Source organism: Grimontia sp. THUN1695 (assembly GCF_059704325.2).
On the sequence record NZ_AP046577.1, the window covers coordinates 2,709,258 to 2,726,035 of the forward strand.

13 protein-coding genes are annotated in these 16,778 nt (G+C 52.4%); 10 read left to right on the plus strand and 3 right to left on the minus strand.

Annotation, left to right across the window (positions count from 1 at the left end; translation table 11 throughout):
• Positions 1-65: 65 nt before the first annotated feature.
• The 5 genes from AC6IB1_RS15760 (at position 66) to AC6IB1_RS15780 (ending at position 5,659) form a co-directional block, all read left to right on the plus strand.
• Positions 66-1,898 (plus strand): protein-disulfide reductase DsbD, encoded by a 1,833-nt coding sequence (locus AC6IB1_RS15760; RefSeq protein WP_497567432.1) that lies wholly within the window; start codon positions 66-68, stop codon positions 1,896-1,898.
• Between the two features lie 135 nt (positions 1,899-2,033).
• On the plus strand, positions 2,034-2,672 hold the full coding sequence (locus AC6IB1_RS15765) for a response regulator transcription factor (RefSeq protein ID WP_497567433.1): 639 nt from the start codon (positions 2,034-2,036) through the stop codon (positions 2,670-2,672).
• Between the two features lie 344 nt (positions 2,673-3,016).
• Positions 3,017-3,289, plus strand: coding sequence for a DUF4212 domain-containing protein (locus AC6IB1_RS15770; RefSeq protein ID WP_005501054.1), 273 nt, complete (start codon positions 3,017-3,019; stop codon positions 3,287-3,289).
• Positions 3,290-3,301: 12 nt separating this feature from the next.
• Positions 3,302-5,029: a sodium:solute symporter family protein gene (locus AC6IB1_RS15775; RefSeq protein ID WP_497567434.1), complete on the plus strand. Its 1,728-nt coding sequence runs from the start codon at positions 3,302-3,304 to the stop codon at positions 5,027-5,029.
• A 138-nt stretch (positions 5,030-5,167) separates the two neighbouring features.
• Positions 5,168-5,659, plus strand: coding sequence for a hypothetical protein (locus AC6IB1_RS15780; RefSeq protein WP_497567435.1), 492 nt, complete (start codon positions 5,168-5,170; stop codon positions 5,657-5,659).
• A gap of 21 nt (positions 5,660-5,680) precedes the next feature.
• Here AC6IB1_RS15780 and AC6IB1_RS15785 read toward each other — a convergent pair whose 3' ends face one another.
• From AC6IB1_RS15785 to AC6IB1_RS15795, 3 genes are all read right to left on the minus strand, one after another.
• Positions 5,681-5,899, minus strand: a complete 219-nt coding sequence (locus tag AC6IB1_RS15785) for a hypothetical protein (RefSeq protein ID WP_005501060.1) — start codon at positions 5,897-5,899, stop codon at positions 5,681-5,683.
• A gap of 1 nt (position 5,900) precedes the next feature.
• The gene (locus AC6IB1_RS15790) at positions 5,901-9,350 is read right to left on the minus strand and encodes a PAS-domain containing protein (protein ID WP_497567436.1); all 3,450 of its coding nucleotides are present in this window, start codon (positions 9,348-9,350) and stop codon (positions 5,901-5,903) included.
• Between the two features lie 109 nt (positions 9,351-9,459).
• On the minus strand, positions 9,460-10,626 hold the full coding sequence (locus AC6IB1_RS15795) for a 3-phenylpropionate MFS transporter (RefSeq protein ID WP_497567437.1): 1,167 nt from the start codon (positions 10,624-10,626) through the stop codon (positions 9,460-9,462).
• A gap of 217 nt (positions 10,627-10,843) precedes the next feature.
• Between AC6IB1_RS15795 and AC6IB1_RS15800 the strand changes: the two genes are divergently transcribed.
• The 5 genes from AC6IB1_RS15800 (at position 10,844) to accB (ending at position 16,772) form a co-directional block, all read left to right on the plus strand.
• Positions 10,844-12,646 (plus strand): DUF294 nucleotidyltransferase-like domain-containing protein, encoded by a 1,803-nt coding sequence (locus tag AC6IB1_RS15800; protein ID WP_497569159.1) that lies wholly within the window; start codon positions 10,844-10,846, stop codon positions 12,644-12,646.
• A gap of 1 nt (position 12,647) precedes the next feature.
• Positions 12,648-13,271 carry a 3'-5' exonuclease gene (locus AC6IB1_RS15805; RefSeq protein ID WP_497567438.1) on the plus strand — a complete coding sequence of 208 codons (624 nt, stop codon included), beginning with the start codon at positions 12,648-12,650 and terminating at the stop codon, positions 13,269-13,271.
• 243 nt (positions 13,272-13,514) lie between these two features.
• On the plus strand, positions 13,515-15,464 hold the full coding sequence (acs, locus tag AC6IB1_RS15810; RefSeq protein ID WP_497567439.1) for an acetate--CoA ligase: 1,950 nt from the start codon (positions 13,515-13,517) through the stop codon (positions 15,462-15,464).
• A gap of 367 nt (positions 15,465-15,831) precedes the next feature.
• Positions 15,832-16,287, plus strand: coding sequence for a type II 3-dehydroquinate dehydratase (gene aroQ, locus AC6IB1_RS15815; RefSeq protein WP_497567440.1), 456 nt, complete (start codon positions 15,832-15,834; stop codon positions 16,285-16,287).
• A gap of 26 nt (positions 16,288-16,313) precedes the next feature.
• Entirely contained in the window at positions 16,314-16,772 is a 459-nt protein-coding gene (accB, locus tag AC6IB1_RS15820) for an acetyl-CoA carboxylase biotin carboxyl carrier protein (protein ID WP_005501090.1), read from the plus strand.
• Positions 16,773-16,778: the final 6 nt, after the last annotated feature.

A 16,778-nucleotide genomic window follows, 5' to 3' on the forward strand; every position in this document is an offset into this window, starting at 1 on the left:
ACGAATTCCGGCTTTCCCAGTCTCAGTGGTATAGTTCGAATATTGTTCACAAATCCACCTGATTGATGAAGGCCATGTTGAATATAGGCTCACGACTTTTTACGGTTTTTACCTTGGCGCTGATGAGCGCCCTGCCCGCCAAGGCAGAATTCACCCTTTTCAATTCCCCGGTTCCGGCAGCAGGTAATGCCCCGGCGTTTGTTCCCGTCGATCAAGCATTTCCGTTTAATTTCACCCAACAAGGTAACCGGGTTTATCTCGATTGGCAGGTGACACCGGGCTACTACCTCTATGAAGACAAGATTGAGGTGGTGCCCAGTGATGACGCAAAAATCGGTGCATTGGAAATGCGCCGGGGACAGCCTTATAACGATGAATTTTTTGGTCAGGTTTCAATTTTCAAAAAGCCACTGACCGTGACAGTACCGATTCTTGCAGCAACCGATGCGTCTATCCTGAGGGTGACTTATCAAGGCTGCGCAGAAGCAGGGTTTTGTTATCCACCGGAAACGGTTACGGTTCCTTTAATTGCAGTGTCAGAGGGCTCTGCCACCGCAATCGCGCCAAGCCAGTCAACGCCTGCATTGCCTGCCTCTACAGAGCCGGTAAAGACCCCGTCTTCCGGCAGCAACAGCAGCTCAACCAAGGTTGGCAGCCTTGCTGAAAACTGGTGGCAACCCTTATTATTTTTAGGGCTGGGCATTGGCCTTGCTTTTACACCGTGTGTGCTGCCAATGTATCCGATCCTGACCGGTATTGTGCTGGGTGGGGGCAAGAAAACCCACAGCCAGACCTTCCGCCTTTCCATGCTTTACGTGCAGGGCATGGCGCTGACTTACACCCTGCTGGGGCTGGTGGTGGCGTCAGCCGGTTTGCAGTTTCAGGCAGCCTTCCAACACCCTTATGTGCTGATTGGCCTGAGTGCGCTGTTTGTGTTGCTGGCGCTGTCGATGTTTGGCGCGTTTAATCTCCAGCTACCGGCAAACCTGCAAACCAGGCTGAGTGAAATCAGCAACCAGCAGAAAGGGGGCAGCAACCTTGGCGTGTTCACCATGGGGGCGATTTCAGGCCTGATTTGCTCACCCTGTACTACAGCGCCGCTATCTGGCGCACTTTTGTATGTGGCACAAAGTGGCGATCTTATAACCGGAGCAGTGACCCTCTATGCACTGGCACTGGGGATGGGTATTCCACTGATTATCGCGGCAATGTTTGGCAACCGGTTGCTGCCAAAGGCGGGAGCCTGGATGAACAAGGTTAAAACGTTCTTCGGTTTAGTGTTGTTAGCCGCCCCCATCTTCCTGCTGGAGCGCTTGTTGCCGGAAACGATCAGCGTGTGGCTGTGGGCTACGTGGATGTTGATCTCGCTCAGCTGGGTGTATCATATCAGCCGTACATTACAACCGGGAAAACTGGCCAGCGCACTGGGGATCATTGCGATTCTCGGACTGAGTAGCGGCGCGGTGTATACCTATAACACCACCATGTTCACCTCTCAGGCAAAGGCCGATGTGCCGTTGGTTGAATTCATCAAGATTGATAACATCGACGATCTAAACCGAGAGCTGGCTGCCGCTAAATTGGCAGGCAAACCGGTAATGCTGGATTTCTATGCTGACTGGTGCGTGGCATGTAAGGAATTCGAGAAATATACGTTTCACGATGCCAACGTTGCACCGGCGCTGACAAACTTTGTGCTGCTTCAGGCAGACGTCACTGACAACCGTCCGCAGGACATCAAGATGCTGACAGCACTCAACGTGCTGGGTTTGCCTACAATTGATTTCTGGGATGCTCACGGAACTCCTCTTCCTAAAGCCCGTCTGACCGGTTTTATGGAAGCCAAACCCTTTATGTTACATCTTGAACAAAATCAGTTGATTAACAAACAGGGCTAATTGCACACAAACTTGATCCCCCCGACATTGCCTACAAATGGTGGGGGATCAAGCTCTTACTTCCTACTTATGCAAATTGATCAATCCTCACCCGGGTGGTAGCGTTTTTGTTAAATAGGTATTAATGACATTGCCATGGACGCTCAATACACCATTGTCATCGCTGACGATCACCCCTTATTCCGCAATGCACTGTTTCAGTCCGTGCATATGGCTATCAGTGGTGCCAATTTGCTGGAAGCAGACTCCCTCGACAGCCTGACGGCCCTGCTGGAAAAAGAACCCGATATCGATTTGCTGCTACTGGATCTGAAAATGCCCGGTGCTAACGGTATGTCCGGCCTTATCCACCTTCGCGTCCAGTACCCTGAACTGCCCATTGTGGTCATTTCTGCCAACGAAGAAACCTGTGTGATCCGCCAGGTCAAAGCCAATGGGGCTATGGGTTTCATTCCGAAATCCAGTGACATGCGGGAACTGATCAACAGCCTCAACCATGTGCTGGAAGGCGATACCTGTTTTCCACCCGGTATCGATTTCAGTGATAATGGCGACGAAGAGTCCCTGATGGACAAGATTTCGTCCCTCACCCCCCAACAATACAAAGTGCTCAACATGCTTAATGATGGCCTGTTGAACAAGCAAATTGCCTATGAGCTGGATGTGTCCGAAGCCACCATCAAAGCCCACATGACAGCCATTTTCCGTAAACTGGGGGTTAAAAACCGCACGCAGGCAGTGATTCTCCTTCAACAAATGGACCCCAACGCATAATCAGTCCTGTATGGGCAGATCCATTGGACAGTCAACATCTATGCATGTCTTTTTCTCTCTGCACGATCTCTGGCACTTTATCACCACACCAATTACAAACCTTACACTCCGCACTTTGAACAGTAACAATCGCTCACTATCTCCTTAGCCGAAAGCCTATTAGACCTTTGTCTAGCTTAACATTTTATTAACAAGCAGTTTCCTTGTCTTAAATCACAGAAATTCACTAATAGCAGACAGTTAGACCCATCTCTCGCTCGACTAAAGTTGCAGTGTTTCCCAGTCACTTGGCTGCTATTGTCGAAGCGTAACAATCCGTTAACTCGTCACTCAAGGAGATGGTGATGTCTGAGGAACAAAAACAAGATAACGCCAAAGCCTATTGGCAAAAAAACGTCAGGTTGATGATTTATCTGCTGGCAGTTTGGTTCGTGGTGTCGTTTGGATGCGGCATCTTATTTGTAGAGCAACTTAATGAAATTCGTATCGGCGGCTACAAGCTGGGCTTCTGGTTCGCACAACAGGGGTCAATTTATACCTTCTTGGCCATCATTTTTATTTACGCTTTCCAGATGCGCAAACTCGACAAAGAGTTTGGCGTCGATGATGACGAGTAAGGAGCAGTAATCATGGATTTGAAAACCGTTACTTACCTTGTCGTAGGTTTCACATTCGTTCTCTATATTGGGATCGCAATTTGGGCCCGCGCAGGTTCGACCAAAGAGTTCTATGTTGCAGGCGGTGGTGTAAACCCAGTCGCAAACGGCATGGCAACAGCCGCTGACTGGATGTCAGCAGCGTCGTTTATTTCAATGGCCGGCCTGATTGGCTTTATGGGATACGGCGGTTCGGTATTTCTGATGGGCTGGACAGGCGGTTACGTGCTTCTGGCACTGCTGCTGGCACCTTACTTGCGCAAGTTTGGTAAGTTCACTGTGCCTGAATTCATCGGTGAGCGTTTCTACTCGAATACCGCGCGTGTGGTTGCCGTCATCTGTCTTATCATCGCATCGGTCACGTACGTTATCGGCCAGATGAAAGGGGTAGGCGTGGCATTTGGCCGCTTTCTGGAAGTGGACTATGCAACAGGCCTTTACATCGGTATGGCAATCGTATTCATGTACGCGGTACTTGGCGGCATGAAAGGCATCACCTATACCCAGATTGCACAGTACTGCGTACTTATCTTGGCATACACAGTTCCTGCGATCTTTATCTCGCTGCAACTGACCGGCCACCCACTGCCACAAATTGGCCTTGGCAGCACCATATCAGGCACAGACACCTACCTGCTCGACAGGCTGGATCAGGTAGTGACCGAACTTGGCTTTAGTGAATACACCACATCGGTGCGTGGTGACACCCTCAACATGTTCGTTTACACCATGTCCCTGATGATCGGTACTGCAGGTCTGCCTCACGTTATCATCCGTTTCTTTACGGTACCGAAAGTGCGTGATGCGCGCATCTCTGCGGGCTGGGCACTGTTCTTCATCGCTATTTTGTACACCACCGCACCAGCCGTTGCTGCGATGGCACGCCTGAACCTGATGGACACGGTTAACCCAGCGCCAGGTCAGCACCTTGCATATGACGAGCGTCCAGCCTGGTTTAAGAACTGGGAGAAAACCGGTCTGCTTGGCTTCGATGACAAGAACAACGATGGCAAGATCAACTACACCTCCGACGCTTCAACCAACGAGCTGAAAGTTGACCGTGACATCATGGTGCTGGCAAACCCTGAAATTGCCAAACTGCCAAACTGGGTTATCGCGCTGGTTGCAGCAGGTGGTCTGGCAGCAGCACTGTCAACGGCTGCGGGTCTGCTTCTGGCTATCTCGTCCGCAGTATCGCATGACTTGCTCAAAGGGGTATTCAGACCGGATATTTCAGAGAAGAATGAATTGATGGCAAGCCGGGTTGCCATGGGTGTCGCCATTGCCTTTGCTGGCTACCTCGGCCTGCACCCACCGGGCTTTGCTGCCGGTACGGTTGCCCTCGCCTTCGGTCTGGCTGCATCGTCCATCTTCCCTGCACTGATGATGGGTATCTTCTCGAAGACCATCAACAAGGAAGGGGCGATTGCCGGTATGATTGCAGGTATCACCATCACCCTGTTCTACGTCTTCCAGCACAAAGGCATCCTGTTTATTGCGGACTGGAAATACCTGGAAAGCTGGGGCAGCAACTGGTTCCTGGGCATTGAGCCGAACGCATTTGGTGCTATCGGTGCCGTGGTGAACTTCGCTGTTGCAATGGTCGTTTCACGCGTCACTGAAGAAACACCACAACACGTTAAAGATCTGGTTGAGCACGTACGTATCCCGGGCGGTGCGGGCGAAGCGCAAGACCATTAATCTTTGACGCTGAGCACTTCGATAAGAGCGTCACGTTAACGCGAAAAAGCCCTGCTCAGGGGCTTTTTTTCTCCTCGGGTAAACACTGCCTTGTGGTATGTTACCCCTTAGCCCAAGGACGAGAACGAACTCTTTACCATGTTAAAAAACAAACACGTTATTGCCGCAATGCTGGTTGCCCCCATCCTGGCCTTAATCGCCTATTTTGGTGTGGATTTGGCGGTCAGTGAGAAACCCCATGCAGCAAAAGAAGGACAAACCTACAAACTCGCTGCCAATTCCAACTGCCGTTACACCAGTGGTATCTGTTCACTTGAAAACGGAGACTTCAAACTCAAACTCCGCTCAGAGAGCCTGACTGACAGTGAAGTTGTATTGAAGCTGACATCGGAATATCCGCTGGAAGGTGCAAAAATCAGCCTGATCCAACAGAAAGGAAACCGTTCCAATCCGGTTGATATGGACATCAACGGCACGAATAACAAAGAATGGTGGGTTGACCTGCCGGCACCTATGTCAGAGGACAGCGAAATTCATCTGGTCGTCAAATCTGACGGTACGCTTTACTATGGCGAGACCACGACAGTTTTTGTGGAATATAAGACCCTGTTGAATGAAGAGCAGCAATAAGCGGCTCTTTCCTTCCTGGGCTTATTGGGTCACCAGATAAAGCTTGGCAGCGATCAGTATTTCTGCCACTCTCGCTTCGTGTTCTTGCTCTGACAACCAGAACGTGACATCGACCCAGCCATCCGTGCCCATCTGATCAATGTCCACTAACTGGATGTCCCCGGTCAACGGATCCCAGGTGCCTTCTACCCGCACCAAACCGACTTCGGTATCGAGCCTGGGAATCATAAACGCTTCCATATCAGCTTTCTCCTTGCTGAAGCAACGCACGCAGCTTCAGTGGCTTCACCGGCTTGGCAATATAACCAAAGCCCAATTCACGCACCAATGTCCGTGTTTCCTGCGTTCTGTCAGCGGTGATCACAGCGCCGACAAATTTGTTGCCAAGCATAGCGCGGCAACGTTGCAATACATCCAGCCCTGTTAACGAAGGGGCAAGGTGATAGTCACTGAGAATGGCATCGGGACTGAACCCTCCTTCCAACAGTGCGACCACGCCATCGAGATCTTCTGCCACCTCAACCTGACACCCCCAACGTGACAACAGACTTTCCATTCCGGCAAGGATGTCCCTTTCATTATCGACACATAGCACCTGAACCCCAGCCAAAGGCTCACTATTTTTATGCTTTTCTTCAGTCTCAATGCCAGTGTCACAAACCTGAGGCGCAGACGCGATCGGGGCAGTAATCGAAAATACGGTCCCCTGCCCGGGCCATGAGCGGAGACTGAGAGGCTGATTGAGGATCCGGCTGATCCCGCGCGCGATCGCCAACCCCAGACCTAACCCGAGCTCTGCCCCCTTGCGATCGATGCGGGTAAATTCATTAAAAATGTCCATCTGCCTGTCTTGGGGAATACCCGGCCCGTTATCCCACACTTCGATGCGGCATTGGGTGCCGTGACGACGCACGCCCAGCAACACCCTGCCATCCGGGTTATAGCGAAACGCATTGGTAAGGAAATTTTGCAGAACACGGCGAAGCAAACGGCGATCAGAGCGGATTCGAAGCCCGGTTGGTTGAACGCGAAAATCTACTCCCTGCTGATTGGCAATCACACCAAATTCTGCCGCCAGGGTTGAAAAGACCTCATCTAATTCGAAATCGGTGATTTTTGCCTTCATTTTTCCTGATTCAATACGGGAGATATCCAGCAAGTCACCAATCAAATCTTCGGCTGCCCCTAACGCACTCTCGATATGTCCGGCCATCTTCTGGGTTTCTTTTTCTTCTGCCATTTCGCTCAGCGAAGAAGCAAACAGGCGCGCAGCGTTCATCGGTTGCATCAAATCATGACTTACTGCCGCGAGTAGGCGGCTTTTCGACTGGGAGGCTTGCTCCGCCTTGGCGGTGGCACTGATCAGGCGACGGTTGAGCGTTTCCAGCTCTTTGGTCCGCTCAACAACCCGTGCTTCCAAGGTTTCATTGGATTGCTTGAGCGCCTCTTCGGCATCACGGAAAGCAGTGATATCGGTAAAACTCATCACAAACCCACCACCTGGCATCGGGTTGCCCTGCACCTCAATCACCCGTCCGTCCGGATGGACACGGGAGGACGTATGCGAAGAGCCTTTACGCAAATAACCAACCCGTTTTTTCACATGTTCTTCGATATCACCCGGGCCACACAGGCCACGTTCGGCGTTGTAACGCACCACGTCTGCAATCGGCCTGCCGACCTGGATTAAATCCGGGGGAAAGTCGAAAAGCTCGACATAACGCTGGTTCCACGCCACCAGCCGGAGCTGTTTGTCCACCACAGAAATCCCCTGGCTGATATGCTCAATCGCCCCCTGTAGCAGGCCACGGCTGAAATCAAAAAGCTCAGACGCTTCATCAACAATGGTAGCGATTTCCTCCAGCTGCATGTTGCGCCCTTGCAGCGCAGAAGTCAGCACCAGCTTGGCGGAAGAAGCGCCGAATACACCCGCCAACACCCGTTCGGTATGGCGGATCAGCGCCGCACTCGCCTGCTGTTGCGGTAACAGCATTTCTCCGCGTTGCTCACCAAACGTGCGGAATGTCTGGCGCATACGGGTCCGGCCAACAAAACGGGCAGCCAGCATTTCAAGCTCTGCCACGGTCACACGGCTCTGATACAGGCTCGAGTCATCCCCTTCCGGCAGCGGCGTACCGACGAAGCTTGCTGCCTGCAAACGCTCACTGAGGGACGGACGGGTCGCCATCGACACCACCACAAAGCAGACACTATTGGCCATAATGCTGAGTACCATGCCCCAGTTGACCGGGCTCAGTGAGGCAAAGAACGGGATAGCTGGTGGAGCGAGGATCCAGAGCACCAGGTTGGTGTCTTCATTCCCTGCCAACATGCCAGTTTGCATCATCAGAGTCATTAACCAGACCACGAAGCCGGCAATCAGCCCGGCATACACACCTTTTTTGTTGGCCTGACGCCAGTAAATACCCGCGACCAGTGGCGGAGCAAACTGGGCGATAGCAGCAAAGGACAGAAAGCCAATGGCTGACAGTGAAGGCACTTCAAGGATCAGTTGATAAAACCCCCAGGCCCCGATAAGCAGGAGGAAAATCAGTGCGCGGCGCACATTAAGCAACAGGCCAGAAAACTGGGTAAAGTTGCGGTTAGATACCCGCATACGGCGCAGCAACTGTGGTAGCACCAGATCGTTCGACACCATGATAGCCAGCGCAATGGTCGACACGATGACCATGCCACTTGCCGCGGAGGCCCCGCCAAGGAAAGCCAGCAGGGCAATCCCTTCATTGCCGGTAAACAGCGGCAGCTGGATCACATGGGTATCGGCCGACACATCCGGCAGGAAAACCTGTCCGGCATAGGCCAGAGGAAGGACAAACATGCCCATCAACAGCAGATAAACCGGAAAAACCCAACGCGCGGTGTGCAGATCCTGCGCCCGGGCATTTTCCACTACCATAGTATGGAACTGGCGTGGCAGACAGATAATGGCGGCCATGGTCAGCAGGGTATGAACCAGCAATGCCCCCCAATCCGGTGCGCCCACCACATTGGCTTCTTTCAATGTCGGCAGTTCACCCGGCGCGTCAAGCAACAGGCCGACGGCAAAAAAACCGACAGCCAGAAACGCCACCAATTTTACAATCGACTCAAAGGCCACCGCCATCATCATGCCCCGGTGGTGCTCGGTGGAATCAATATGGCGGGTGCCGAACAGCACAGTAAACATGGCAAGCGACATGCACACCAGCCAGGCAATTTGTCCTTCGTTGAGACCTGCGCCTTCACCAATATCCGGCGCAATCACATCCAGCCCCATGGTGATACCACGCAATTGCAACGCGATATAAGGCAAGATACCGACCACGGCAATCACGGTCACCATCACCGCCAACCCCTGAGATTTCCCGTAGCGGGCGGCAATAAAATCCGCAATGGAAGTGATGTGCTCACGTTTGGCGATCAGGATGATCCGGGCAAGGAAGCGCCAGCCAATGGTAAACACCAGAATAGGGGCAAGATAAATCGGCAGGAATGACCAGGGCTGGCTTGATGCCTGCCCCACGGTGCCAAAGAAGGTCCAGGATGTGCAGTACACCGCGATAGACAGGCTGTAGATGTAGGGCCGCCAGCCACGCAGCCAGCGCGGACGGCTGTCGCCGTACCAGGCAATAAGAAACAGAACGCCAAGGTATGCCAGTGCCACAGGCACCACTATCCATCCAGCCGACATTATCTCTTCCATGATTAATGTGTGATTAGGCTCTGTTTATCATGCCCTTGGTTGTACAACAACGCGGCGACGTATCTCCGTGAGCAAGCTCTCTCAGCCCACAGCAAATTCAGTGATTTACGGCTTCAGTCGCCGGTTCAGCCCTGAGGGTAAGCAGTAATACCGGCAACCCAAGCAGCGCCATAACATAAAAACTGTGTCCCCCAAACCGCTCATACAACTCCCCGCTGACAACGGTCAACAACGCCATCACAGCCCCCATCGGAATCGCACTGTACAGCGCCTGCAATGCGATGATCTTATCGCTGCTCTGTTGCTGGATATAACGCATAGCGGCGATATGGGCCACACCGAACGTGATGCCATGCAGCGACTGGGCAAAAAATAACACGCCAAGCTCGGTGCTCCATGCAGTCAAACACCAGCGTAACACCACCGCCAGTGCAGCCAGGCGGAACAAAGCATAGACCTGCCAGTGACCAAACAGCCTGCCCGCAAGGGCGAACATCATCACTTCCACCACCACACCAGAGCTCCAGAGATAACCGACAACGACATCTGCTACACCGGCCTGCGTCCAGTGGATGGCACTGAACGCGTAGTAAGCGGCATGGCTGCCCTGGATCAGAGAAACAATCACGAGAAACATCAATACAGGTCTGGAACGGAGCACCCGACGCAGAGGTGGCCTGGCGATAGCCTGCGTTTTCTCTTTTACCGGCAGGTCACGCGGCGAAAGCAGGCTCCAGCCCCAGGTGAGCAGCAAGGCGCTGGCGGCAAGAGGCACAATGGTTTGCGGTCCAACGCTGTCCACCAGTGTGCCTGCCATCATAGAGCCCATAACAAACGCCAGCGATCCCCAGAGCCGTGCCCGCCCATAATCCACCAGTTTTCGGCGGTTGTAATGGTTGGCAAGTGCATCAGACACCGGAACAGCTGGACCAATCACACTGTTGATGGCGACGGACAAGACTGTCAGCCACAAAAGATCTGGCGTGGCCATCAAATGCAAAAAGCCAATCACGGCAGCAATAAAAGATAACCAGCGCACAGCAGGAAGCAGGTGCTCAGGCAAGTGAAACCTTGGGGTCAGGGTCAGGTTCACCACAAAGCGCGTCATCACCCCAGCGCCGATCACGATACCAATCTCATCGGCAGAGAGTCCCAACCAGGCTAGCCAGACCGACCAAAAAGGCAGATAGACCCCAAAGGCAAAGAAATAGGTGCCGTAATAAACAGATAACCAATGAAAGGGAGTGGGACGGGGGTAACCCATACAGGCGCATCCTTCAGCCATAACGAGGAGTGCTATTTTGACAGCGATTCCCACAAACTTACAGTACGGTTTTCATGTGGCTGCAAGGCCACTTCGTTACGTAAAGAGATAACTGACAATAGACTAAAGTCGGCTGGCAAGGTGCAAGCCCGTGCGACAAACTGAAAACAAGGACAGACACGTTATGTGCGTGAACAATAACACGGAGTGTGCCGCCATGCCTGAACCGTTCGATACTTCATCCCCCCCGTTTGACCGCCTCGACGACAAACAGGCCAAGTCCCTATTATCGTCACTGGATGTCGCCTACTACCGCCGTGGTGATGTCCTGATTGAAAAAGGTCAGTCCAATGAGGCACTGTATATCGTCATCAAAGGCCGGGTACAGGAAATCAACCCAGACACCCAGGAAGTGCAGGCACAATACATCAAAGACGACTTGTTCGATGCCCGAGCCCTGCTCAAAGGCCATGCTCATCACCGATACCACGTGGTTGAAGATACCCTGTGTTATGTGTTGCCCAAAGCGCTGTTTATGGCGCTTTACCATGAAAACCCCTCATTTGCGGACTACTTCAACACCAGCTTCAGCCGGCGAAAACGCATGCTGGAACAAGCGCAACAACAGCAAAATCTGGCAGAATTTATTCTGACACAGGTCGATGAGAGCAACATCCAGCCAATCATGACTCTGCCCCATGCCACCACGATTCATGATGCCACGCTGCAACTTCGTCAGGCACGTCAGGATTGCGCACTGGTGGCACTGGAAGGTAAACCACATGACATCGGTATTATCACCCGGACCAACCTGCTGCATGCCCTGGTGGAAAACGGCTGCTCGCTCGATACAGCGGTAGGCGATATCGCAACATCTCCGGTGATCAGCGTGGAAATGGGCGATTACCTCTTTAATGTGATGATCCTGATGACCCGCGACCGGGTTAAACGGGTACGGGTAACAGAAGATGGGAAAACGGTCGGCATGCTCGACATGACCCAGGTGCTGAGCCTGTTTTCCACCCACTCCCACGTGTTGACACTACAAATCAACCGCGCCCACTCGATTGAAGAGCTGACCCTGGCGGCCAATAACCAGCAACAATTGGTGGCCAATCTCACCAACAACGGTATCCACACCCAGTTTGTGATGGAATTGATCTCAGCCGTGAATGAGCAAATCATCGAGAAAGCCTTCCGCCTGACTATTCCGGAAGCCTTTCACAAGAAATGCTGTCTGTTTGTGATGGGCTCAGAAGGACGGGGCGAGCAGATACTGAAAACCGATCAGGACAATGGTCTCATCCTCGCCGATGACGCCAACTGGCCAGATGTGCGGCACTATATGGTAAGGTTCAGTGACGTCCTCAGCCGTCTGGGTTATCCACCTTGTCCCGGCAACGTAATGGTCAATAACCCGCGTTGGGTGAAGACCCAGTCCGAGTGGATAAAAGAGATGGTCTCGCTGAGCAAAATCTCTGATGAACGCTCCCTGATGGACCTGGCGATCTTTGCCGACAGCCATGCCGTTGCCGGCAACAAAGCCCTGCTGGAGCCTGTGATGGCAAAGCTTCATGCCACCATGAAACATAACATGCTGACACTGAATACCTTTGTTCGCCCCTGCCTCGCCTTCCGGGTTCCCCTGACCTTTTTCGGTGGCCTGAAAGCAAACAAAGAAGGATTGGATGTAAAAAAAGGTGGCATCTTCCCGCTGGTTCACGGTGTCCGCACCCTGGCACTCGAAAATGGCCTGACCGAAACCAACACATTTGAAAGACTCGATGCCCTCGCAAAGTGCAAGGCCCTGGATCAGGAAACCGCCAATAACCTCTCCGAAGCACTCAAACTGTTCGTCAAAGTTCGTCTGAAACAACAACTCGACAGCGGTGCCAGCACAGGGAATCTGTTGGATGTGACTCAGCTGTCACGTACCGAACGGGATTTACTCAGAGATTGCCTGGGCGTAGTAAAAAAATTCAAGGAGCGTCTGGCCTCCCACTATCAGGTAAGGGATTAGCATGAACCCGCTGGAACGGCTCTGGCTGAAGTATAAATGGCGAGATACCCAATATGCGCCGCTGTTTACCTCTCCTTCCAATGAAGAGATGGTCGCGCTGGACTGTGAAACCACCAGCCTTGACCCACAAAAAGCCGAGCTGGTAACCATTGCGGCAACCAAAATCCGCGGCAACACCATTGTCACCAGCGACCCACTCACCCTTTCCCTGCGCGCACCCCACTCCCTGACAGAACAATCAGTGAAAATACACGGCATCCGGCATCAGGATTTACATGATGGTGTCACGGAAAAAGAAGCCATACAGGCACTGATTGAATTTGCCGGTAACCGCCCCATCGTCGGCTATTACATCCATTACGACAAAACCATTCTCGATCGCTACACCCGGAAGCATCTGGGCTTCAAACTGCCAAACAGCACCATTGAAGTCAGTGATATCTACCGTCGCAAGCTGGAGCAGATCCTGCCCAATGCTTATTACGATTTGAGTATGGAAGCAATCGGACACCATCTGGGACTGCCACTGTCTGGCCGACATGATGCTCTCGACGACGCCATCAGTGCTGCCCTTATCTATATACGACTAAAGTACGGCGATGTCTCAATACCCACTTATGGCTAACTGTCCCTCAACCGGCTGCATGTCGCTGCCTATAAATGAGAGCAACGCCTCACTGTCAGCGTTGAATAGTCACAAAACCCAGAGAAAACGGCCTCTTCATCCTAAAGTCTAATTGTCGAGAACCCCTAACTAACCGACCTTATTGGGACAAGACCGCCAGACCATACCCTATATTCTACTTTGCTGTGGTCGAACATTTTACGATGCCAGGCGGCATCATGCAGGAACACAAGGAGAAAGATAATGAGTGAGGTTCACCTGCATCCGGTCATGCCGGAAATTGAAGCAAACGCACACGCAAACAACGATACCTACCGTGAAATGTACCAACAATCAGTGGTCAACCCGGAAGGTTTTTGGCGTGAGCACGGTAAGATCGTAGATTGGATCAAGCCCTTCACCAAGGTGAAAAGCACCTCGTTTGACACCGGCCACGTCAACATCAAGTGGTTCGAAGACGGCACCCTCAACGTATCCGCTAACTGTATTGACCGCCACCTTGACACCAAAGGCGATCAGGTCGCCCTGATTTGGGAGGGCGACGACCCGAGCGACGACAAAACCCTGACCTATAAAGAACTGCATACCGAAGTGTGTAAGTTTGCCAATGCCCTGAAAGGCCAGGGCGTGCGCAAGGGCGATGTCGTTTGCCTATACATGCCTATGGTCATGGAAGCCGCCATCGCCATGCTGGCATGTACCCGTATCGGCGCAATCCATACCATCGTTTTCGGTGGTTTCTCGCCGGAAGCACTGGCTGGCCGTATTGTCGACTCCAATGCCAAAGTGGTTGTTACTGCCGATGAAGGTGTTCGTGGCGGCCGCTCCGTGCCCTTAAAACAAAATGTGGACGCGGCACTTGCAAACCCATCAGTCACGTCAGTGGATAAAGTGGTTGTTTACCAGCGTACCGGTAACGCCGTTGAGTGGAATTCAGAGCGTGATGTGTGGTGGCACGAAGCCACAGCCGTGGTATCCAGCAACTGTGAACCCGAAGAAATGAATGCGGAAGATCCGCTGTTCATCCTGTACACCTCAGGTTCAACCGGCACACCAAAAGGTGTCCTTCACACCACCGGCGGTTATCTGGTTTATGCCACCATGACCTTCAAATACGTCTTCGATTACCAGGAAGGCGAAGTGTTCTGGTGTACCGCCGATGTAGGCTGGATCACCGGTCACAGCTACCTGATCTACGGACCGCTCGCCAACGGGGCGAAAACCATCCTGTTTGAAGGTGTGCCTAATTACCCATCAACCGCCCGCATGAGCGAAGTGGTCGACAAGCATCAGGTCAACATCCTTTACACCGCGCCTACCGCCATCCGTGCCCTGATGGCTAAAGGCAATGAAGCCATTGAAGGCACCAAGCGTGATTCACTGCGCATCATGGGTTCTGTGGGTGAACCGATTAACCCTGAAGCCTGGGAGTGGTACTACAAAACCATTGGTGACAGCAAATGCCCCATCGTAGATACCTGGTGGCAGACCGAAACCGGCGGCATCCTGATCACTCCATTGCCAGGTGCGACCGCACTGAAGCCAGGCTCAGCAACCCGTCCATTCTTTGGTGTCCAGCCTGCACTGGTGGATAACATGGGCAACATCATTGAGGGTGCTACTGAAGGTAATCTGGTGATGCTGGATTCCTGGCCGGGTCAGATGCGTACGGTTTACGGTGACCATGAGCGCTTCGAGCAAACATACTTCTCAACCTTCAAAGGCATGTATTTCACCGGTGACGGTGCGCGCCGTGACGAAGACGGTTACTACTGGATCACGGGTCGTGTGGATGACGTTCTGAATGTTTCCGGTCACCGCATGGGGACGGCAGAAATTGAATCGGCACTGGTGGCCTTCGACAAGATTGCAGAAGCGGCGATTGTTGGTGTACCACACGACATCAAAGGCCAGGCGATTTATGCCTACATCACACTCAATGCCGGTGAAGTGCCAAGTGCAGAGCTGACCAAAGAAGTGAAAAACTGGGTACGTAAGGAAATCGGCCCTATCGCAACGCCGGATTTCATTCACTGGACAGACGCGCTGCCAAAAACCCGTTCGGGCAAAATCATGCGCCGCATCCTGCGTAAGATTGCCACCGGCGATACCGGCAGCCTGGGTGACACGTCAACCCTGGCCGATCCAAGCGTGGTGGACAAACTGATCGCTGAAAAATCAAGCGTGGTCTAAACCACCAACACATGCCAAGGCCGCAACGCTACGCGGCCTTTTTTACGTCTTGATGCTAACACAGCACCTTCCCCCACGACCCACAAGTTCAACCATCACGATGAGATCCGCCTAACAGATCCTTATCCTGAACTGGCCAATTTGTGAACTATTGTCACGAAATCCCTGTCATAACAACGTCACACAAGCGCAGGAATGTCATATTTTGTCTGATTAGACCAGTATTTTGCTGCCATTTGCAGTGAATTCTCTATAATTGCGTTTCAGCAAATGGCGGGAGTGCCATTTTCCGGGTTCTCATATCGTCTGGGCTGAAAAGAAAAACTTACCGTCTTTTCGCAACAAGAATAGGAACGAAGCGAACAACATGACGACAAATCGTACAGTTTTACTTCTCAACGGACCCAACCTCAACATGCTTGGGGTTCGTGAACCTGGCCACTATGGACAGACATCGTTAGATCGTATTGTTGCCGATCTAACAACACTTGCTGCATCTTTCAATATTCAGCTCGAACACGTGCAATCCAATGCGGAGCACGTCCTGATTGAAACGATTCATCAGGCGATGGGAAAGGTTGATTTTATTATCATCAACCCGGCGGCGTTTACCCATACCAGTGTCGCCCTGCGCGATGCGTTACTCGCCGTCGGTATTCCCTTTATTGAAGTGCACCTTTCCAACGTTCACGCCCGTGAACCTTTCCGCCATCACTCTTACTTCTCCGATAAGGCAGAAGGTGTGATTGCCGGTCTGGGTGCTGAAGGTTATGAATTTGCCCTGAGGGCAGCGGCGAGCCGGCTGCAATCAGGGGACAACTGAACAATAATTTCAAAGAGATAGACATCATGGATATTCGTAAAATCAAAAAACTGATTGAGCTTGTTGAAGAATCTGGCATTGCTGAGCTGGAAATCTCTGAAGGTGAAGAATCAGTACGCATCAGCCGTGCAACCGCACCCGTTGCTGCCACCCAGGTTTATGCAGCACCGGCTCCGGCGCCTGTTGCAGCACCAGCCGCGCCTGCGGCGGCGCCAGCAACAGAAGCACCAGCGGCTGAAGCAGACGTTGCGGGTCATAAAGTCTTGTCTCCAATGGTAGGCACCTTCTACCGTTCACCAAGCCCTGACGCGAAAGCATTTGTTGAGGTAGGCCAGTCAGTGAATGTTGGCGATACCCTGTGCATCGTTGAAGCGATGAAAATGATGAACCAAATCCAGGCAGACAAAGCAGGTGTGGTGAAAGCTATCCTGTGTGAAGACGGCCAAGCCGTAGAGTTTGACCAGGCTTTGGTCATCATCGAGTAACCGAGG